Consider the following 20275-nt stretch of genomic DNA (forward strand, 5'->3'; position numbering starts at 1 on the left):
TATTTTAAATAAAACTCATTTGATTTTGATCAAGGTGCGCTATTTCACTCATTACTACATACGCCCTCAACAAAAAGAAAGAATTTATCTGGTGCTAAAAAATGGAACAAACTGATACTCCAATCAAAGGCTCTTCAGAGGCACTTTGGCTGAGCTCTTTAGCCTTTACCGTTTGTTTTGCGGTATGGACAATTTTTTCGATTATCGGCATTGCGATACAGAAAAAGTTGGGCTTGAGCCAGTCGGAACTCGGACTTCTGATAGCCACGCCGGTTCTCACCGGCTCACTCGTGCGTATTCCACTTGGCATCTGGACTGAACAGATCGGTGGACGCATTATTTTTGTATTGTCAATGCTGGCCTCCGCTTTATCGACGTTTCTTCTCACATTTGCCCACACCTACACGTGGATGTTGGTGGCAGCTCTTGGAATTGGCATTGCCGGTGGCACATTTTCTGTCGGCGTTGCCTATGTTTCGCGCTGGTTCAGCGCCAAAAGACAGGGTCTCGCACTGGGCATTTTCGGTGCAGGCAATGTTGGTGCAGCCGTCACAAAACTCGGCGCTCCATGGGTGATGAGCTGGTGGGGTAGCTGGGAAGGTGTGGCCTATATCTGGGCACTGGTGCTCGTTATCACGGCGGTGATCTTCTGGCTCTTTACGTCCGATGATCCTGTGCTTGTCGAACAACGCCGTTCAGGCACAAAACCGCAAAGCGCTTTGCTTGAACTGGCACCTTTAAAGAAACTGCAAGTATGGCGTTTTTCCTTCTATTACTTCTTCGTATTCGGTGGATATATCGCTTTGGCAACATGGTTGCCGCACTATTTGCAGGATGTTTATTCGATTGATCTATGGCTTGCCGGTGTTATCGCAGCACTCTATTCGATACCCGCGTCACTCTTCCGTGCCTATGGCGGTTATCTTTCTGATAAATTCGGTGCACGCCGTGTCATGTATTGGACACTGACAATGTGTACAATTACATGTTTCATCCTCTCCTACCCACCGACACAATACACGGTTGAAACGGCCAAAGGTCCATTCACCTTTACATTTGCCATCAGCCTTGTCGGTTTTGCTCTGATCGTTGCCATACTCGGCTTCTTCATGGCTCTAGGGAAAGCGGCTGTTTATAAGCATATTCCGGTTTATTACCCGAAAAGCGTCGGTGCCGTTGGTGGCCTCGTCGGTATGATGGGCGGACTTGGCGGTTTTATCCTGCCAATTCTCTTCGGTGAAGTCCTCGACATCACCGGCGTCTATTCAACCTGCTTCATGATTTTATTTGTCATTTCACTCGCGGCACTCATCTGGATGCATGTCTCAATCCTTCTGATGGACCACCGCAAATTGGTAGAGCTCGGGCAAAAAACGCCTGAATTTCAGGAGTAATTCGCATGTCCAATCAAATTAATAAAGGTTATGTATTAACCGAATGGAATCCCGAAGATAACAGCTTCTGGAACAATTACGGGCGCAAAATTGCCAACAAGAATCTCTGGTTGTCTATTCCGGCTCTGCTTCTGGCTTTTGCCGTCTGGCAGGTTTGGTCGGTGGTTGTGGCCGAATTGCCGCGTGCCGGTTTCAAATTCAGTTCGACACAATTGTTCTGGCTTACCGCTTTGCCGGGGCTTTCAGGTGCAACACTGCGTATTTTCTATTCCTTCATGGTGCCGATATTCGGTGGCCGCCGCTGGACGGCGCTCACAACCGCCTCTTTGTTGATACCGGCACTCGGAATCGGTTTTGCTGTGCAGGACGTCAACACGCCTTATTGGATCATGGCGCTTCTCGCACTGTTGTGCGGCTTCGGTGGCGGAAACTTTTCCTCCTCCATGTCGAACATCTCGTTTTTCTACCCTAAATCCGAAAAAGGTAAAGCGAGCGGCCTTAATGCCGGTTTGGGCAATCTCGGTGTGTCGGTAGTGCAATTTGTTGTACCGCTCGTTATTGCTACCAATGCCTTCGGCTGGTTGGGCGGCCACCCGCTCACAGTGACGCAAGCGGACGGTTCCACTTCCGAGCTCTGGTTACAGAATGGTGCTTTTGTTTTCGTACCCTTCATTGCTTTATCAGCCATATGCTGCTGGTTCGGAATGAACGACATTGCCGATGCCAAGGCTTCATTTGCCGATCAGGCTATTATTTTCAAACGCAAAGACAACTGGTTGATGTGCGTTCTTTACATGGGAACTTTTGGTTCGTTTATCGGTTTTTCTGCTGCATTCCCACTTTTGATGCGGTTGACTTTTCCGGATGTAAACGTGTTGCACTATGTATTCTTGGGACCACTGATTTCGGCACTTGCACGTGCGGGATTTGGTGGCGTAAGCGACAAAATCGGCGGTGGACGTGTAACCTTCTGGGCATTCATCCTGATGATGCTTGCTCTGGGTGCCGCACTCTATTTTGTTGCAAATCCCGGCAGCGCCATTGCTTTCCCCGGTTTCTTTGCTGCGTTCATGGTTTTGTTCTTTGCAACCGGTGTTGGCAATGCTTCAACCTTCCAGATGATACCGGTTATTATGAGCCGTGTTATCGACAAAACCATGCCGAATGCCACGGAAGAACAAAAACGCCATCAAAGCGACCGTGAATCGGCTGCAATCACCGGCTTTACTGCCGCCATTGCTGCCTATGCCTTCTTTCTTATACCCGTAAGTTTTGCACTATCCAAAGATGCAACGGGTGGCCCGCAAGCCGCACTTTGGGGATTTATGATTTTTTACGTTATTTGCCTCGCCATCACATGGTTCTGTTACATCCGTAACGGTGCAATCCTCCATGTCGAAGGTCGTCGGACACAAAAATAACGCTGCAAGTTAAGGAGACCATTGATGAGTCTACTACTCGACCGCCTGAATTTTCTGGCACGAAAAAAACAACCGTTTTCTCATGGACATGGTGTAACAACCGATGAAAACCGCTCATGGGAAGACGCTTATCGCAAACGCTGGCAATATGACAAAATCGTGCGCTCCACGCACGGTGTCAATTGCACCGGCTCGTGCTCGTGGAAAATCTACGTCAAGGGTGGTATTGTCACTTGGGAAACCCAGCAGACCGATTATCCGCGTACCCGCCCCGATCTCCCCAACCATGAACCACGTGGCTGTCCACGGGGCGCAAGCTATAGCTGGTATATGTATTCGGCAAACCGTGTAAAATATCCGCTGATCCGCTCGCGTCTCATCAAATTGTGGCGCAAGGAACGCGTGGTAAAAACACCGGTCGGTGCATGGGCTGCAATTCAGGAAAATCCTGAAAAGCGGGCTGAATACCAGAAGGTACGCGGGCTTGGCGGCTTTGTTCGCTCTACATGGGACGAAGTCAACGAGATTATCGCTGCTGCCAATTCCTACACGATCAAGAAATATGGTCCCGACCGGATTATCGGCTTTTCGCCGATTCCGGCAATGTCCATGGTCTCCTATGCTTCCGGTTCGCGTTACCTGTCACTTCTGGGCGGTGTATGCATGTCTTTCTATGACTGGTATTGCGATTTGCCGCCTGCTTCACCCATGACATGGGGTGAACAGACAGATGTGCCTGAATCTGCCGACTGGTATAATGCCGGTTTCCTTATGCTTTGGGGCTCTAACGTGCCGCAAACCCGCACACCGGACGCGCATTTTTATTCGGAAGCCCGCTATAAAGGCACAAAATCGGTTGTTGTTTCACCCGATTATTCGGAAGCAAGCAAGTTTGCCGATCTCTGGCTTCATCCCAAGCAAGGAACCGACGCTGCACTTGCCATGGCGCTTGGCCACGTTATTTTGCGCGAATTCCATCTGGAGCGTCAGGCTGAATATTTTGAAGATTATTGCCAGCGCTACACAGATATGCCGATGCTCGTCAGACTGGTTAGCAAAAATGGCCACTTCATTCCTGACCGGTTGCTGCGTGCCTCCGACTTTGCCGACAAGCTCGGTGAAACCAATAATCCCGAATGGAAAACTGTTGCCGTTGATATGAAAAGCGGTAATTATGTTGCACCACTCGGCTCATCCGGCTTCCGTTGGGGCGAAAAAGGCAAATGGAACCTTGAATCAAAAGATGGCAAGGGCCGTGATGTCACATTGGAAATGAGCTTCATGCTTGAAGGCGAGCATGACACCGTTGCCGATGTCGATTTCCCCTATTTTGCAAGTCGCGAACACAGTTTCGATGACGGCACCGATCATGAGAGCATTCTCACACGCAAAGTGCCTGCCCGCAAATTGAAATTGCCGGAAGGCGAAGTTGTTGTCGCCACCGTTTTTGACCTGTTCGTTGCCAATTACGGCTTGGAACGTGGCTTCAAAGACAAAAACTGTGCAACCTCCTATGATGACAATATCCCTTATACTCCCGCATGGGCAGAAAAGATTACGGGCGTTTCGCGCGACAAAATCATAACCGTTGCGCGGGAATTTGCCCGCAATGCCGAAAAGACCAAAGGTCGCTCGATGGTTATTCTCGGTGCCGGTATCAACCACTGGTACCATATGGATATGAACTATCGCGGCATTATCAATATGCTTGTTATGTGCGGTTGTATCGGCCAATCCGGCGGTGGCTGGAGCCACTATGTGGGACAGGAAAAATTGCGCCCGCAAACCGGCTGGGCTCCGCTTGCTTTCGGTCTTGACTGGTCGCGCCCGCCACGCCAGATGAACGGTACGTCGTTTTTCTATGCCCATACCGATCAATGGCGCTATGAAACTGTGAAAGTCAGCGAATTGTTGTCGCCGACTGCTCCTGAAGGGCCGTGGGATGGTGCATTGATCGACTATAATATCCGTGCCGAGCGCATGGGATGGCTGCCGTCGGCACCCCAATTGAAAGCAAATCCGATCAACCTTGCTAGAGAAGCGGAAGCTGCTGGTAAAGACCCGAAGGATTATATCGTCGACGGTCTAAAATCGGGCAGCCTTCAAATGTCGTGCGAAGATCCGGATGATCCGTTAAACTGGCCACGCAACATGTTTGTCTGGCGCTCGAACATTCTCGGTTCATCAGGTAAAGGGCACGAATATTTCCTCAAACACTTCCTCGGCACGGCCAATGGCGTGTTGGGCAAGGATCTGGGAGATCAGGGACGGGTCGAGACCAAAGAAGCCGTCTGGCACGACGAAGCGCCGGAAGGCAAACTCGATCTTCTCGTCACACTCGATTTCCGTATGTCTACAACATGCGTCTATTCCGATATCGTGTTGCCGACTGCAACATGGTACGAAAAGAATGACCTTAACACGTCGGACATGCACCCCTTCATCCACCCGCTTTCAAGCGCGGTTGATCCGGCTTGGGAAGCAAGATGCGACTGGGATATTTTCAAAGGCCTTGCCGAGAAATTCTCCGAAGTATCGAAAGAAGTGCTGGGTGTTGAAAAAGATGTCGTTTTGTCTCCGAGCCAGCACGATACTGCGGGCGAGCTTGGTCAGCCATTCGATGTCAAGGATTGGAAAAAGGGCGAAATCGAACCCGTTCCCGGCAAAACAATGCCGGCCATTGCGGTGGTTGAACGCGACTATCCGAATATCTACAAGCGTTTTACCGCCCTTGGGCCGTTGATGAAAAAGGTCGGCAATGGTGGCAAAGGTATCAACTGGAAAACCGAAGAAGAAGTCGATCTCGTCGGCCGTATCAATGGCGTTGTTGAAGATGAAGGTGCGACAAAAGGCATGCCGAGCATTGCAACCGATATTGATGCAACCGAAGTCATTTTGACCCTTGCACCTGAAACCAATGGTGAAGTTGCTGTCAAGGCATGGGAAGCTTTGGGTGAACATACGGGACGCGACCATACGCATCTCGCATTGCCCAAGGAAGACGAGAAGATCCGTTATCGCGACATTGTTGCCCAACCGCGTAAAATCATTTCGTCACCCACGTGGTCGGGTCTTGAATCAGAAAAAGTCTGCTATAATGCCGGCTATACCAATGTTCACGAATTGATCCCGTGGCGCACCATCACCGGTCGTCAGCAACTTTATCAGGATCATTTGTGGATGCGTGCCTTTGGTGAAGGTTTCTGCGTTTATCGCCCGCCGATCGACACCAAAACGGTGACAACAGCAATCGAAGCCAAGGCTGGTGACAAGCCGCATCTGATTTTGAACTTCATAACCCCGCACCAGAAATGGGGTATCCATTCGACCTATTCCGACAATCTGTTGATGTTGACTTTGAACAGAGGCGGACCGGTTGTCTGGATTTCGGAAAATGACGCTCAAAAGGCCGGTATTGTCGATAATGACTGGGTGGAAGCTTTCAATGCCAATGGTTCGCTTGTTGCCCGTGTCATCGTTTCACAGCGCATGAAAGACGGAACGGTCTTCATGTATCATGCCCAGGAAAAAATCGTGAATGTTCCGGGCTCGCCTTTAACCAAACAACGCGGAGGGATCCATAACTCGGTGACCCGCGTTATTACCAAGCCGACCCATATGATCGGCGGCTATGTCCAGCAATCATACGGTTTCAATTATTACGGCACTGTCGGCGCCAATCGTGACGAGTTTGTGGTGGTGCGCAAACTTGACCATGTCGATTGGATGGATGGTGAAGAAAATTCAGCAATGAAGGAGGCCGCAGAATGAAGGTTCGCGCGCAAATAGGTATGGTTCTGAACCTCGATAAATGTATCGGTTGCCATACCTGCTCTGTCACCTGCAAAAATGTCTGGACGAACCGTGAAGGCGTTGAATATGCCTGGTTCAACAATGTCGAGACCAAACCCGGCATCGGTTTTCCCAAAGATTGGGAAAACCAGAAACGCTGGAATGGCGGCTGGATAAGAAAATCGAATGGCAAGATACGTCCGCGCATGGGCGCAAAATGGCGCGTTCTTTCCAAAATTTTTGCCAATCCCGATCTGCCGGAGATTGACGATTATTACGAACCGTTCGATTTCGACTATGAGCATTTGCAAACGGCAAAAGAGTCAAAAACCATGCCGGTTGCCCGTCCGCGCTCGAAGATTACCGGCGAGCGAATGGAAAAAATCAAATGGGGCCCGAATTGGGAAGATGTGCTTGGTGGCGAATTTTCCAAGCGTTCCGAAGATTACAATTTTGCCAATGTCGAAAAAGAAATTTACGGCGAATTTGAAAATACATTCATGATGTATTTGCCGCGTCTTTGCGAACATTGCCTTAATCCTGCCTGCGTAGCCGTTTGCCCATCGGGAGCGATTTATAAGCGCGAGGATGACGGTATTGTTCTCATCGATCAGGAAAAATGCCGCGGTTGGCGTATGTGTGTTTCAGGCTGCCCCTATAAGAAGATCTATTTCAACTGGTCTTCCGGCAAATCGGAAAAATGCATTTTCTGCTATCCGCGCATTGAAAGCGGCATGCCGACTGTTTGTTCGGAAACTTGTGTCGGTCGTATTCGTTATCTTGGTGTGATGCTTTATGATGCCGACAAGATTTCCGATGCTGCTGCTACAGAAGGCGAACAGGATCTTTATGAGGAACAATTGAAGATTTTCCTTGATCCGAATGACCCTGCTGTTATCGAACAGGCACGTAAAGACGGTGTCAGTGACGAGTGGATTGAAGCCGCCCAACATTCGCCTGTCTATCAAATGGCAATGAAATGGAAAGTAGCCTTTCCGCTTCATCCTGAATATCGCACTTTGCCGATGGTCTGGTATATTCCGCCGCTTTCGCCGCTGCAATCGGCAGCCGAAGCCGGCAAGCTTGCAATGGACGATTTCATTCCCAATGTCCGCTCGTTGCGCATACCCGTGCGTTACCTTGCCAATTTGTTGACTGCCGGTAAAGAAGCACCGGTTGTTTCGGCACTTGAACGTATGCTTGCCATGCGTGCTTATATGCGTGCGAAATCTGTCGATGGTGAATATCGTCCGGAATATGCGGAAAAAGTCGGCATGACACCTGAAATGATCGAACACATGTATCGGGTCATGGCGATAGCCAATTATGAAGACCGTTTTGTCATTCCCACATCCCACCGTGAAGTGAGTGAAGATGCCTACGATCTGCGCGGGTCTTGCGGCTTTTCATTCGGCAACGGATGTTCGGGCGGCAATTCAAAGGGTGATCTTTTCGGCTCAAAGGGTAAGAAAGTCGTCACAACACCGACAGACTTATTGAAGGAGAGCGCGTAATGAATTCCGATCTCAAAATCATTTCCTTACTTTTAAGCTATCCGGATGAAGAATTGCAGCAATCGGGCAATCTCATCAGAGCAACGCTCGATCAACTTTCCGATCTTGATGCGTCAGAAATTGTCGGCCTGAAAAGTCTGGTCTCGGCAATTTCCGATCGTGACATTTATGAAGTACAGGAAGACTACGTTTTGCTTTTTGACAGAACGCGGTCTTTGTCGCTCCATCTTTTTGAACATGTTTACGGTGAAAACCGCGATCGTGGACAGGCAATGGTCGACCTCAAGGGCATGTATGACGAGGCCGGTTTTGAAATCGACGTTCACGAAATGCCGGATTATCTGCCGATGTTTCTGGAATTTTTATCAACAAGAAGTGACGAGGAAGCCCGCCATCTTCTTGGCGAAACCTTGCATATCATTTCGGCTATCCGGCAGAGATTGCAAAAACGCGGTTCCGTTTATGCCGCAGCTTTTGTTGCTCTTGAAAGCCTGTCTGGCGAACGAGCCGACGAGGCACTAACGGCCGAAATCGTCAACCGTAAAGAAGATGACCCGAATGACCTTGAGGCTCTCGACCGCATCTGGGAAGAAGAAGCCATTACTTTCGGTGGCAATCAGGGTGAAAATGATTGTGGGCCTGACCGGTTACAACGTCGCATCCGTGCCCAGCACCGCGATGCTTCAACGCAAATTTAAGGATAGAGAGACAATGTTGCACTTTTTCCATACACTCATATTCGGGGTCTATCCCTATATTGCTTTGACTGTTCTGGCACTTGGCTCGATTATCCGTTATGACCGCGAGCCTTATACATGGCGTGCAAGTTCCAGCCAGTTGTTGCGTCGTAAACAATTGATGTGGGGTTCTGTTCTTTTCCATGTCGGTGTGTTGTTTATCTTTTTAGGCCATTTTGTCGGGCTTCTCACGCCGATTGCCGTTTGGGATGCTCTAGGTGTCAGCCATAGTTTCAAACAGATTGTTGCCATGACAGCCGGTGGCATTGCCGGAGCCATGGCCATTATCGGCGCAACAATGCTTGCCCACCGGCGTTTGTTCGACCCGCGTGTCAGGGCAACGTCAAGCACAACAGATACATTGATTATTCTTCTGTTGTGGGTACAGCTTTTCCTCGGCCTTGCAACCATACCTTTTTCGATGCAGCATCTCGACGGGCATGAAATGGTCAAGCTGATGGATTGGGCACAGGGAATATTCACCTTCAACCTTGCAGCTTCGAGCTATATCACCGATGTGGCTTTCGTATTCAAATTGCACCTTTTCCTCGGTCTTACCATTTTGCTTTTGTTCCCGTTTACACGTCTCGTTCATATGCTGAGTGCGCCGGTGCGTTATATCTGGCGTCCGGGCTATCAGGTTGTTCGCAAAAAAGAACGCCTGCCCGTTCACATCCGTAGAGAGGTAACGGAGTAAAACTTCGGATAAGGGAATAATTTTATGGCAACAAGGGTTAAAATCGAACATTCGGGATTAAGAAAAATAGTGGTTCCCCCTTCCCCCACCAAGCAGGAAATCGACACCAGAATTCCGCCGAAAGCAAAGCCACTATTTAAAGAAGTCAGCGTCAATGGCGTTGTCATTCCCGAAGTTGACATTCTGCAAGAAGCACAAAATCATCCGGCTCGAACGCCGGGTGAAGCGCTTCTTGAAGCCGCGCGTTCATTGGTTATCCGTGAACTTTTGTGGCAGGAAGCAAAAGATAAAAATCTTGTTCCCGATAATGAAGACAGCCCACGGGAAGAGAGTGCGGGGGAAGATAATGCGGGAGAAGATAGTGGGGCGCAAGATAATGCCCGCCAGACAAAGCTTGATGCTGCAATCTCTGCCCTTCTTGAAAGTGAAATAAAAACACCTGAAGCAAGTGAAGAAGATTGCAAAGCGTTCTATGATCGTGACCCGTCACGCTTTTCAACTGAAACGATCTGGCAGGTCAGACACATTCTCGTTAGCGCCAATCCGAAAGACAAAAAGGCTTTCGATCAAGCACGCGAGAAAGCTTATGCCATTTTGGAACAGGTGAAAAAAAATCCGCAAGACTTTGCCACAATTGCGAAAGATTTTTCTTCGTGCCCTTCAGCGGCAGAAGGTGGTAATCTTGGTCAGATAACGCGTGGCTCGACTGTACCGGAATTTGAAAATGCTTTGAAAAAAGCAAAAAAACCAGGGCTATTGATGCAACCAATCGAGAGCCGTTATGGTTATCATATTGTAGAAATAAACCAAATTATTCCCGGAAAAATTCTTCCGCTGGAATTGGTAAAAGAAAAAATCGCTGCCTGGCTGGAGGCGTCAAGCTGGTCAAAAGCTGTTCAACAATATATAGCAATTTTGGCCGGAAAATCCCATATCACGGGTATTGATTTAAAATCCGGTGAGGGACCTCTTGTCCAGTAAGGAGTTTAGAGAGTGCAAAAAACACCAGAATCAAAGTTGGTTGATCCTTTTGGCAGAAAGATCAGCTATCTGCGACTTTCTGTAACCGATCGTTGTGATTTACGCTGTGTTTACTGCATGGCGGAAGAAATGGTGTTTTTGCCCAAAAAAGAGCTTCTGACAATCGAAGAACTCTACCGCGTTGCCAGCCGGATGATTGATCTTGGTGTCACCAAAATCCGTCTTACCGGTGGAGAACCATTGGTTCGGCGCAACATTATGGTCTTGTTTGAAATGCTGGGTAAGCATCTCGGACATGGCCTTGAAGAATTGACATTGACAACCAATGGAACATTGCTTGCCCGTTATGCCGAGGCACTTGTTCAAAATGGTGTCAAACGTGTCAACGTTTCTCTCGATACACTTGACTCTGTCCGCTATCACCAATTGACCCGTCGCGGTGATATTGCCCATGTGCTTGCCGGTATTGATGCGGCACAAAAAGCCGGATTGAAAGTTAAATTGAATGCCGTGGCCATGCGTGGCGGCTTTCTCGGTGAAGTTGACGATCTCATCCGTTTTGCCCATGGGCGCGGTATGGATCTCACCGTCATTGAAGAAATGCCGATGGGCTATACCGGTCACGACCGTTATGAAACCTTCCTTTCACTCGGTGCTTTGCGCAAAAGTCTTGAACAACGCTGGACATTGGTTCCGGATGCCCATTGTTCAGGCGGCCCTGCCCGTTACGTAACAGTCAAGGAAACGGGTGGAAGACTTGGGTTTATTACCCCGCTTTCTTGTGATTTCTGTGCTTCTTGCAATCGTGTGCGCATCGGTTCGACCGGCAAACTTTACCCTTGCATGGGGCAATCCGGCATGGTCGAATTGCGTGAAGCCATCAGAAGCTCGGAAAGTGATGAAAAACTCACCGAACTTATCCTGAAAGCAATCGACAGCAAGCCGAAGGGGCATGAATTTTCGATCGAAAAAGATGGTATTTGCGGATTAAGCCGCCACATGTCGGAACTTGGCGGCTGATTATCACCTTCAACATAGAAGCTTAGAGAGCCATTCCGGTAAAACTGAAAACACAGTGAAAAACCGGAAGCAATGGCCGCCCGACTTATTATCGTTATAGCACACCTTATTATCGTAACAGAATTATCGTAACAGAAATTGTGCTCGCCGCCTCAACTTCGTAAACCGGTGGCTTTCAATGATGGTCGAGAGCCATGAATTGTCGACGGTTGAACGCACGGGCCATTATTTTTTTAAAGCATTTTTAGAATGTGTAGAGCAGACTATCAAACCGGATTTTACGTTATTTATCTGCTTCAAGCCGGAGAGTTCCAAACGCCCTTCGACCGGCTTCCAACTGACAAAAACTTGTGCAATCAATCTTTCCATCAAATAAAATAAGCACTGTAACGGACTACAGTGCTTATCTCTCGTTTATCAAGATTTCTTTTTCTCGATCACTGGATAAAATGCGCTTATAAAAAGCGTTTTCAACTTATCCGGCGACAAACTGTTTTTCATTTTTAACCGCTATCAAAGCGTCAGAGTGCCACTTCTGAAGGCAAAGTTTTATCGGCAAAAAACGCGTCGACATTTTCCACCACAAGATCGGACATTCTGTCACGCGTTTCAACAGTACCACTGCCGTGATGGGGGTAGAGAACCACATTTTCAAGCGTATAAAATGCCGGATTGATATTCGGCTCGTTAAGATAGACATCAAGACCGGCCGTTTCCAATTCTTTATTTTGCAAGGCTTTAATCATGGCGTCTTCATCAATAACCGTACCGCGAGAAATATTGATAAGAGAACCGCGGTTTCCAAGTGCCGCAATAACTTCTTTGGAAATCAATTTTTCCGTTTCCTTGCCGCCGGTTACTGCAACAACCAGAATATCCGACCATTTGGCAAGTTCCACAAGCGAGGGGAAAAACTCGTAAGCAATATCCGGTTTTTTGTGGCGACCGTAATAACCGATTGTCAGCCCGCAACTTTCAAACCGTTTGGCTATTGCATGTCCAATGCGTCCGAGACCGACGACACCGGCGCGTTTTCCGGCCGTTGTTTCTGTAAGAGCCATCGGGCCTTTCTTTGCCCACTCGCCGGAGCGCACATAATGATCGCCAAAAACAAGCCTGCGACGGGCGGCGAGCATCAACATCAGCGCGACATCGGCAACGTCATCGGTCAATACATCCGGCGTATTGGTTAAACGGATTTTATGATCTTTCAGGTCTTTGAGGTTGACCTGATCGAACCCCGCCGTCACACAGGCGACAAGCCCGACATGTGGCAGTTTTGAAATCAACCTGTTATCAAAAACAATATTGCCGGTACTGATAACTGCACGGCAATCTTTTGCATTTTTTTCGATAAAACCGGCACTATCCTTGGCCAAATCCGCGCGTAACAAATGGTAACGCTTGTCGAGGTCTTCCATTTGGCGGTCGCCTAGCGGGCTTAGTACCAATATATCCTGTTTCACTTTATTCTCCCTCTGGTTTTATTAAAATATTTTTCAACAAAAGATATTAATGAATGGAACCGTGCTGTCTATCGAAAAATTCAAATACCACTCATGATTTAAAAGTCATGATAGGCGATTGTTCCAATTTCCCCGTTTTTTCAAGTCTTGCTGTTTTCAAAGCGGCTTTGACATCGCGGGTAAAACTATTATCATTTGCCCGAAAACACGTCGTTTCGCGATTTATATTGTAAAAGGAAACACCCGCAATGAATGAAGACCAATCTGTTATCGATCCCCAAAAACTTGACCGGCTTGCCGAAGTTGCTGTCAAGGTCGGTCTCAACCTGCAGAAAGGTCAGGATCTCGTTCTCACAAGCCCGCTCGCGGCACTTCCGCTTGTGCGCCGCATCGCCCATCATGCTTATAAAGCCGGTGCGGGTGTTGTCACCCCTATTTTCAGCGATGAAGAGATGACACTCGACCGTTTCAAACATGCCGATGACAAAAATTTCGATAAAGCCGCAAGCTGGCTTTATGAAGGCATGGCAAGAGCCTATGCAAACGGTGCGGCACGACTTGCTATTGCGGGTGACAATCCGTCACTTCTTTCTAACGAAGATCCCGCCAAAGTATCACGCGTCAATAAGGCTACATCTCTTGCCTATCAACCAGCACTCGAAAAAATTGCCGGTTTTGACATTAACTGGAATATTGTTTCCTATCCCAATCCCTCTTGGGCGGCCGTGGTTTTTCCCGATTTACCAATCATCGAGGCGACCAAAAAACTTGCCGACGCGATATTTGCTGCTTCCCGTGTCGATAAGCCGGATGCAATCGGTGCATGGAAAGATCATAACGCCAATTTGAAAAAACATTCAAAATGGTTGAATGACCAACGCTTTTCCGCCCTTCATTATAGTGGCCCCGGAACAGACCTCACAATCGGTTTGGCTGACGGGCACGAATGGCAAGGTGGCGCTTCAAAGGCAAAAAATGGCGTTATCTGCAACCCGAACATCCCGACCGAAGAGGTGTTTACCACTCCTCACGCCCATCGGGTTGAAGGTTATGTAAGTTCGACAAAGCCCCTATCCTATCAAGGAACACTGATTGACAACATCAAAGTGCGTTTTGAAAAAGGGCGCATTGTTGAAGCTCATGCTTCAAAGGGCGAAAAAGTATTGCAACAGATACTCGATACCGATGAAGGAGCCCGCCATTTGGGTGAAGTTGCACTCGTTCCCAACTCATCGCCGATTTCTGCAAGCGGCCTGTTGTTCTATAATACATTGTTTGATGAAAATGCCGCTTGCCATATCGCCCTTGGACAATGTTATTCAAAGTGTTTTTTGAAAGGCGCAGCGCTTTCAAAAGAACAAATCGAAAAGCAGGGTGGCAATAAAAGTCTCATTCATATCGACTGGATGATCGGGTCGGGAGAAATCAATATTGACGGCATCACCGCTGACGGGAAAAAAGTTCCGGTCTTCAGAAAAGGTGAATGGGCTTAATTAAGCCCATTTTTTCAACAAAGCCCGCTTTGAAAAATACGGATTTCTTTTTTTGCTAAAAATTCGACTTTTGCTAAAAATTCGACGCCTGTCTTTGAACAGGGCTAAAAACAACAAAAAGGCCGGGGAAAAACCCGACCTTCCGTTATGCGTTGACTGCCAGTACATCCGTGGTCAATCACCGCTCTATTGAACCTAATTTAGGTGTGTTATCGTGCTTTTTCAAGTAGATAACATTTAATTGTCATCTGACATTAACAGAACATCGTTAAAATTCCGTTAATTTTTCAACCGGTCTTCCAGAAAATTGAAACAGGATCAAACAATCAAATTATCCGGCTTTCTGATGACAGTTCAAAGTCCCATAAAACTTCACGAGCGGGCAATTTCAAAATTTTTTATTTCTGTTCAAAAAAATATGACCTTCTGTCATTTAAAAACATCATTTTTTTCATAAGAAAAATTTTTTTGACCTTAAAAACAGCGTTTCCGAAGATTATTTTGATAACGACAATTCTTTAAAGCCGGAACTGGAACGGTTGAAACAAATCCCCGACGATAAGCAAAGCAGCCGAATATGCCCGAACTTCCCGAAGTTGAAACTGTAAGACGTGGTCTTGAACCAAGCTTCACCCATGCGAAAATAATAAACGTTAAACAAAATCGTGCGGATTTGCGTTTTCCTTTTCCTGAAAATTTTCAGTCCCGCCTTACCGGTCGTGAAATTATCGGCCTCGGACGGCGGGCAAAATATCTCCTCATCCATCTTGATAGTGATGAAACCATTATCAGCCATTTGGGCATGTCCGGTTCGTGGCGAATTGAAAATACGACGCTTGGTTCCTATTATCACGAAAAAAATAAACTCGCGGCCCATGACCATCTTGAAATGATGATAGAAACACCGGATGGCCAATCGTTACATGCTATTTATAATGACCCGCGCCGTTTCGGTTTTATACTTTTGACAAAAACCGCAGAGCTGGAACACCATAAATTATTAGCCCATTTAGGCCCCGAACCTACGGGAAACGGTCTTTCCGGAGCTTATCTCAACGAAAAATTACGAAATAGGAAAGCCCCTCTTAAAGCAGCACTTCTCGATCAAACCATCATTGCCGGACTTGGTAATATTTATGTTTGCGAAGCTTTGTGGCGAAGTCACCTTTCTCCCAAACGCAAATCATCGACATTAGGGGCAAAATCTGCAACGGCGCGAAAAAAATCGGAATTGCTTGCACAAAATATCCGTGATGTCATAGCCGAGGCAATTGAAGCGGGTGGCTCTTCCTTGCGCGATTACGTTCATACCGATGGTTCGCTTGGCTATTTCCAACACCGGTTTTCGGTTTATGGTCGTGAAGGGGAACCATGCCCCGAATGCGGAAAGGCGATAAAACGAATTGTCCAATCCGGTCGTTCGAGTTTTTATTGCACGCATTGTCAAAGGTAATGTCGGGATAAGACTGGAAAATGTTCCGGAAATACGAAAAGCTGAAACATTATAGACGGATGTCATAAGGACGAACGAACCAAAATTGATTGTCAACAGCTTGCAAATCGGTTCGAGAGGCTTAAAGTTGTTTTTCAATCAACGAACCGCAGGTGCATTCCATGCTTGATAAAGTTTTATCCCGTCTCGATTTAAATCTCGATAATAGTCTGCAACATCTCTTCGAGCTATTACGCATTCCCTCTATTTCGACCGACCCGAAATATCGGGAAGATTGTCGCAAAGCTGCCGATTGGCTGGTCAATGATTTGAAATCGATCGGTTTTGAAGCCTCGCGTCGCGATACCACAGGAAATCCTATGGTTGTTGCCCATCATCCGGGACCGACAAAAGATGCACCCCACGTTTTGTTTTATGGCCATTATGATGTGCAGCCGGTTGACCCGCTCAACCTTTGGGAAGATGATCCTTTCGATCCGAAAATAAAAGAGCTCAATGGTGAAAAGGTCATTGCCGCGCGCGGTGCCGGCGATGACAAGGGACAGCTTATGACCTTTGTCGAAGCATGTCGCGCTTTTAAAAATGAAACCGGTAGCCTTCCGGTTGCCGTTACCATCCTGTTCGAGGGGGAAGAGGAATCAGGCTCTCCCTCGCTACAACCATTTTTGCATGCCCACAAAGACGAATTGAAGGCCGATTATGCACTTGTCTGCGACACAACTATGTGGGATGCCGACACGCCTTCCATCTCTATAGCGCTAAGAGGCATGGTCGGAGAAGAAATTATTATTCATGGTGCCGATCGCGATCTCCATTCCGGTCATTTTGGTGGTGCAGCGGCAAATCCGATTCAAATTCTTGCAAAGATTATTGCCGGCCTCCACGATGAAAACGGCCATGTAACCCTTGAAGGTTTCTATGATGGAGTTGAGGAAACACCGGAAGCTGTTTTGAAATCGTGGAATGCACTTAACCGTGGACCCAAGGAATTTTTAGGGCCTGTGGGCTTGTCGATACCGGCAGGCGAAAAGGGGCGCACTGTTCTTGAAATGACATGGGCAAGACCGACTGCCGAAGTCAATGGCATTAGCGGCGGCTACGAAGGAGAAGGCTTCAAAACAGTGATTGCTGCAAAAGCCAGTGCAAAAATTTCCTTCAGACTTGTTCATAGACAGGATCCGGCAAAAATCAGAAAATCATTCCGTGATTATGTCCGCTCCAAAATTCCGGCCGACTGTTCGGTTGAATTCAAAGACCACGGTGCTTCTCCGGCAATCAACCTTGCCTATGATTCGGCGCTTGTACAGCTCGCCAAGAAAGCTTTGACCGAAGAATGGAACAAACCGGCTATTCTTGCAGCCATGGGCGGCTCTATTCCGATTGTCGGTGATTTTCAATCTTTCCTCGGCATGGAATCATTGCTTGTCGGTTTCGGTCTGGACGATGACCGCATCCATTCCCCTAATGAAAAATACAATCTCAAATCATTCCATAAGGGACAACGTTCCTGGGCCAGAATTTTAACAGCCCTGGGAAATAAATAGGACAATAAGAATGGCTAAAATACGCGTTCACAAAGGCGACTTGCCTGACCTGAAAAACTATAATGTCAAGGAAGTTGCCATTGACACTGAAACTCTCGGACTGCACCCGCATCGTGACCGGCTCTGCGTTGTCCAGATTTCGCCGGGTGATGGCACTGCCGATGTTATCCAGATTGCAAAGGGGCAAAAGACTGCCCCCAATCTTGTAAAAATCCTCAGAGATCCGGATATTACCAAGATATTCCATTTTGGCCGTTTCGATCTTGCCGTATTGGCTTTGACGTTCGGCGTTATGCCGAGACCGGTTTTCTGCACAAAAATTGCCTCGAAACTGACCCGTACCTATACCGACCGGCACGGTTTGAAAGATCTTGTCGCCGAACTTCTTGAAATCAATATTTCAAAGCAGCAACAATCATCGGATTGGGGGGCAGACGAGCTGTCGTCGGCGCAAGTCGAATATGCGGCAACCGATGTTCTTTATCTTCACCGGTTAAAAGCGATTCTTGAAGCAAGGCTGATCCGCGATGGTCGGGCAAGTGTGGCAAAATCTTGTTTCGAGTTTCTGCCGTCAAGGTCGGAACTTGACCTTATCGGCTTTCCCGAAGTCGATATTTTTGCGCATAGCTGATTCGCCAATTGCTGTTTTTAAATTACAAAACGCCGGTTTTCCGGCGTTTTTTTATCGTTTGTTTACCATAATGAAGAGCTTATAGGCTTCAAGGCTCAAAAAAATGCGCATTCCACTTGTTGTGGTATTTTTGCTACAGACTTTATACCCCCGCAAACTATATTGACCTCAATCGCAATACATTTCGCGTGGAGTTAACAAATGAAAATAAAATATCTCGTTGCTGCTTCGGCTTTGGCTTTAACCGCTGCTTCCAGCGCACAGGCTGCTGACGTTGTCATGAATCAGGAACCGGCTCCGGTTGTTGCCGCTCCTGCTTTCTCCTGGACCGGCTTCTATGCTGGTGGTCAAATCGGTGGTTCATGGTCTGATACAGACCAGAAGATCAGAGGCCGTAGCGACGTAAAGGACTATGCAGGCTTCGGTAAATCATTCTCGCCGGATCCGTCAGGTTTCATCGGTGGTCTTTATGCCGGTTACAACTATGACCTTGGAAACAATATCGTAATTGGCGCCGATACCGACTGGGTATGGGGCGATATGGACGAAAGCGACAGCAAGACCTACCTCAAAGATCAAGCGGGCGAATACAAGCTTAGCGGCAAGATCAAAGAAAAATGGGCCGGTTCTACCCGTGCTCGCATCGGCTACGCAATGGATCGCTGGATGCCTTATTTTGCTGGCGGTGTTGCTTATGCCAAGATCGACTCGGACGCCAAGTTCTCGGGTGCTCGTAACAGCAAGGTCAGTGATAGCGATACTTTGACAGGCTACACTTTGGGTGCCGGCGTTGATTATGCCATGACCGACCACATCATCCTTCGTGCTGAATATCGTTACACCGACTTCGGTGACCAAGACTACGGCAACAAGGACTTCAAATATAATGTAGATTACAAGACCAACGATGTACGCGTTGGCGTTGCCTACAAGTTCTAATTCTTTTCTGAAGAATTCAAAAAAAGCCCCGCAGAAAACTGTGGGGCTTTTTTTATCTCGTTCAATTAAACTTTTCAATTTTCAGAGAAGCTGATATATCGTGAATGCGTGTCTTTTACGTAAAGTATATCAGGCATATGAATTATCTGTTTTGAAAAGAACGGAGAATTTGCGAATCATAGCATTTTGACGATTTTTGATCCCGATCAAACGGGTTTTAGATCATTTTGCCGAAATGGATTGCATTAAATTTCCCCGTTTTTTCAAGCACTTTCACATTTTATTGAGGTTTTTTATTCAGTTTTTGTGAGGTGTGTCTTTCGTGCTACAGCAATTCTTATCCGGATAAACTATATAGGTTCAGACGGCATTTTATTGCATTGGAGAATAAAAATGAAAATTAGATATCTTATCGCTGCTTCCGCAGCTGCTCTCACAGCAGCTTCTGCAGCTCAAGCTGCTGACGTTGTAGCAAATCAGGAGCCAGCTCCTGTTGTTGCAGCTCCTGCTTTCTCTTGGACCGGTTTCTATGCTGGTGCCCAGATCGGTGGTTCCTGGTCTGATACAGACCTTAAAGGCAAATACAAAGATGACAAAGGTGACTGGGGTCGTAGACAGGGTTTCTCACCCGATCCGTCAGGCTTCATCGGTGGCATCTATGCCGGTTATAACTATGACCTCGGCAACAACATCGTTATCGGCGCTGATACCGATTGGGTATGGGGCGACATGGACGAGAACGACAAACGTTCTTACAACAACAATGCTTTCAGCCTCAATGGCAAGTTGAAAGAACAGTGGGCCGGTTCTACACGTGCTCGTGTCGGTTATGCAGTTGACCGCTGGATGCCTTACATCGCCGGTGGTGTTGCTTACGCCAAGGTTGATTCGCACTTCCGTGTAAAAGATTCTAACGGCAAGGTAATTCCTGGTTACTCGGCTAGCGATAGCGACACACTCGTCGGTTGGACAATCGGCGCTGGTTTCGACTATGCTATGACAGACCACATCATCCTTCGTGCTGAATATCGTTACACCGACTTCGGTGACGAAGACTACAGCAAGAACAACGTCAAGTACAATGTTGACTACAAGACCAACGATTTCCGCGTTGGTGTTGCTTACAAGTTCTAATTTAAACGAACTTTGTTTTGGAAAGGCTCCGTATTTTACGGGGCCTTTTCTTTTTGTCC

General features: G+C 47.5%; 13 protein-coding genes and 1 pseudogene. 13 read left to right on the plus strand and 1 reads right to left on the minus strand.

Annotated elements, in window-relative coordinates; all coding sequences use genetic code 11:
• Window positions 1-101: 101 nt before the first annotated feature.
• The 7 genes and pseudogenes from H3S94_RS12050 (at window position 102) to moaA (ending at window position 11556) form a co-directional block, all read left to right on the plus strand.
• Window positions 102-2815 (plus strand): annotated as a pseudogene (locus tag H3S94_RS12050) (nitrate/nitrite transporter).
• Window positions 2816-2839: 24 nt separating this feature from the next.
• Window positions 2840-6586 (plus strand): nitrate reductase subunit alpha, encoded by a 3747-nt coding sequence (locus tag H3S94_RS02295; protein WP_198240166.1) that lies wholly within the window; start codon window positions 2840-2842, stop codon window positions 6584-6586.
• A complete protein-coding gene (gene narH / locus H3S94_RS02300; protein WP_198240167.1) occupies window positions 6583-8121 on the plus strand; it encodes a nitrate reductase subunit beta in 1539 nt (512 codons plus the stop codon). Before H3S94_RS02295 ends, narH begins: the two co-directional genes overlap by 4 nt.
• Window positions 8121-8819 carry a nitrate reductase molybdenum cofactor assembly chaperone gene (gene narJ, locus H3S94_RS02305; protein ID WP_198240168.1) on the plus strand — a complete coding sequence of 233 codons (699 nt, stop codon included), beginning with the start codon at window positions 8121-8123 and terminating at the stop codon, window positions 8817-8819. Before narH ends, narJ begins: the two co-directional genes overlap by 1 nt.
• A 13-nt stretch (window positions 8820-8832) precedes the next feature.
• On the plus strand, window positions 8833-9555 hold the full coding sequence (gene narI, locus H3S94_RS02310) for a respiratory nitrate reductase subunit gamma (protein ID WP_077990743.1): 723 nt from the start codon (window positions 8833-8835) through the stop codon (window positions 9553-9555).
• A gap of 24 nt (window positions 9556-9579) precedes the next feature.
• Complete coding sequence (locus tag H3S94_RS02315; RefSeq protein ID WP_210327957.1) at window positions 9580-10536, plus strand: peptidylprolyl isomerase; 957 nt, start codon at window positions 9580-9582, stop codon at window positions 10534-10536.
• 12 nt (window positions 10537-10548) lie between these two features.
• Window positions 10549-11556: a GTP 3',8-cyclase MoaA gene (moaA, locus tag H3S94_RS02320; RefSeq protein WP_198240169.1), complete on the plus strand. Its 1008-nt coding sequence runs from the start codon at window positions 10549-10551 to the stop codon at window positions 11554-11556.
• Between the two features lie 521 nt (window positions 11557-12077).
• Here moaA and H3S94_RS02325 read toward each other — a convergent pair.
• The gene (locus tag H3S94_RS02325) at window positions 12078-13022 is read right to left on the minus strand and encodes a 2-hydroxyacid dehydrogenase (protein WP_198240170.1); all 945 of its coding nucleotides are present in this window, start codon (window positions 13020-13022) and stop codon (window positions 12078-12080) included.
• Between the two features lie 248 nt (window positions 13023-13270).
• Here H3S94_RS02325 and H3S94_RS02330 point away from each other — a divergent pair, with 248 nt between their 5' ends.
• The 6 genes from H3S94_RS02330 (at window position 13271) to H3S94_RS02355 (ending at window position 20216) form a co-directional block, all read left to right on the plus strand.
• Window positions 13271-14515: an aminopeptidase gene (locus H3S94_RS02330; protein WP_198240171.1), complete on the plus strand. Its 1245-nt coding sequence runs from the start codon at window positions 13271-13273 to the stop codon at window positions 14513-14515.
• 577 nt (window positions 14516-15092) lie between these two features.
• Window positions 15093-15968, plus strand: coding sequence for a bifunctional DNA-formamidopyrimidine glycosylase/DNA-(apurinic or apyrimidinic site) lyase (gene mutM, locus H3S94_RS02335; protein WP_198240172.1), 876 nt, complete (start codon window positions 15093-15095; stop codon window positions 15966-15968).
• A 161-nt stretch (window positions 15969-16129) separates the two neighbouring features.
• A complete protein-coding gene (locus tag H3S94_RS02340) occupies window positions 16130-17512 on the plus strand; it encodes a dipeptidase (protein WP_198240173.1) in 1383 nt (460 codons plus the stop codon).
• Between the two features lie 10 nt (window positions 17513-17522).
• Window positions 17523-18143: a ribonuclease D gene (locus tag H3S94_RS02345; RefSeq protein ID WP_198240174.1), complete on the plus strand. Its 621-nt coding sequence runs from the start codon at window positions 17523-17525 to the stop codon at window positions 18141-18143.
• A 201-nt stretch (window positions 18144-18344) separates the two neighbouring features.
• Entirely contained in the window at window positions 18345-19082 is a 738-nt protein-coding gene (locus tag H3S94_RS02350) for an outer membrane protein (protein WP_198240175.1), read from the plus strand.
• 393 nt (window positions 19083-19475) lie between these two features.
• Window positions 19476-20216 carry an outer membrane protein gene (locus tag H3S94_RS02355; protein ID WP_198230575.1) on the plus strand — a complete coding sequence of 247 codons (741 nt, stop codon included), beginning with the start codon at window positions 19476-19478 and terminating at the stop codon, window positions 20214-20216.
• The last annotated feature ends 59 nt before the right edge of the window (window positions 20217-20275 follow it).

This window comes from Bartonella sp. B10834G3, from assembly GCF_016102505.1.
Classification (GTDB): domain Bacteria; phylum Pseudomonadota; class Alphaproteobacteria; order Rhizobiales; family Rhizobiaceae; genus Bartonella; species Bartonella choladocola.

Bases quoted from the DNA above. Each gene is read 5' to 3' on its own strand.
- H3S94_RS02295 (WP_198240166.1), top strand. From the start codon at position 2,840: ATGAGTCTACTACTCGACCGCCTGAATTTTCTGGCACGAAAAAAACAA.
- narH (WP_198240167.1), top strand. From the start codon at position 6,583: ATGAAGGTTCGCGCGCAAATAGGTATGGTTCTGAACCTCGATAAATGT.
- narJ (WP_198240168.1), top strand. From the start codon at position 8,121: ATGAATTCCGATCTCAAAATCATTTCCTTACTTTTAAGCTATCCGGAT.
- narI (WP_077990743.1), top strand. From the start codon at position 8,833: ATGTTGCACTTTTTCCATACACTCATATTCGGGGTCTATCCCTATATT.
- H3S94_RS02315 (WP_210327957.1), top strand. From the start codon at position 9,580: ATGGCAACAAGGGTTAAAATCGAACATTCGGGATTAAGAAAAATAGTG.
- H3S94_RS02330 (WP_198240171.1), top strand. From the start codon at position 13,271: ATGAATGAAGACCAATCTGTTATCGATCCCCAAAAACTTGACCGGCTT.
- mutM (WP_198240172.1), top strand. From the start codon at position 15,093: ATGCCCGAACTTCCCGAAGTTGAAACTGTAAGACGTGGTCTTGAACCA.
- H3S94_RS02340 (WP_198240173.1), top strand. From the start codon at position 16,130: ATGCTTGATAAAGTTTTATCCCGTCTCGATTTAAATCTCGATAATAGT.
- H3S94_RS02345 (WP_198240174.1), top strand. From the start codon at position 17,523: ATGGCTAAAATACGCGTTCACAAAGGCGACTTGCCTGACCTGAAAAAC.
- H3S94_RS02350 (WP_198240175.1), top strand. From the start codon at position 18,345: ATGAAAATAAAATATCTCGTTGCTGCTTCGGCTTTGGCTTTAACCGCT.
- H3S94_RS02355 (WP_198230575.1), top strand. From the start codon at position 19,476: ATGAAAATTAGATATCTTATCGCTGCTTCCGCAGCTGCTCTCACAGCA.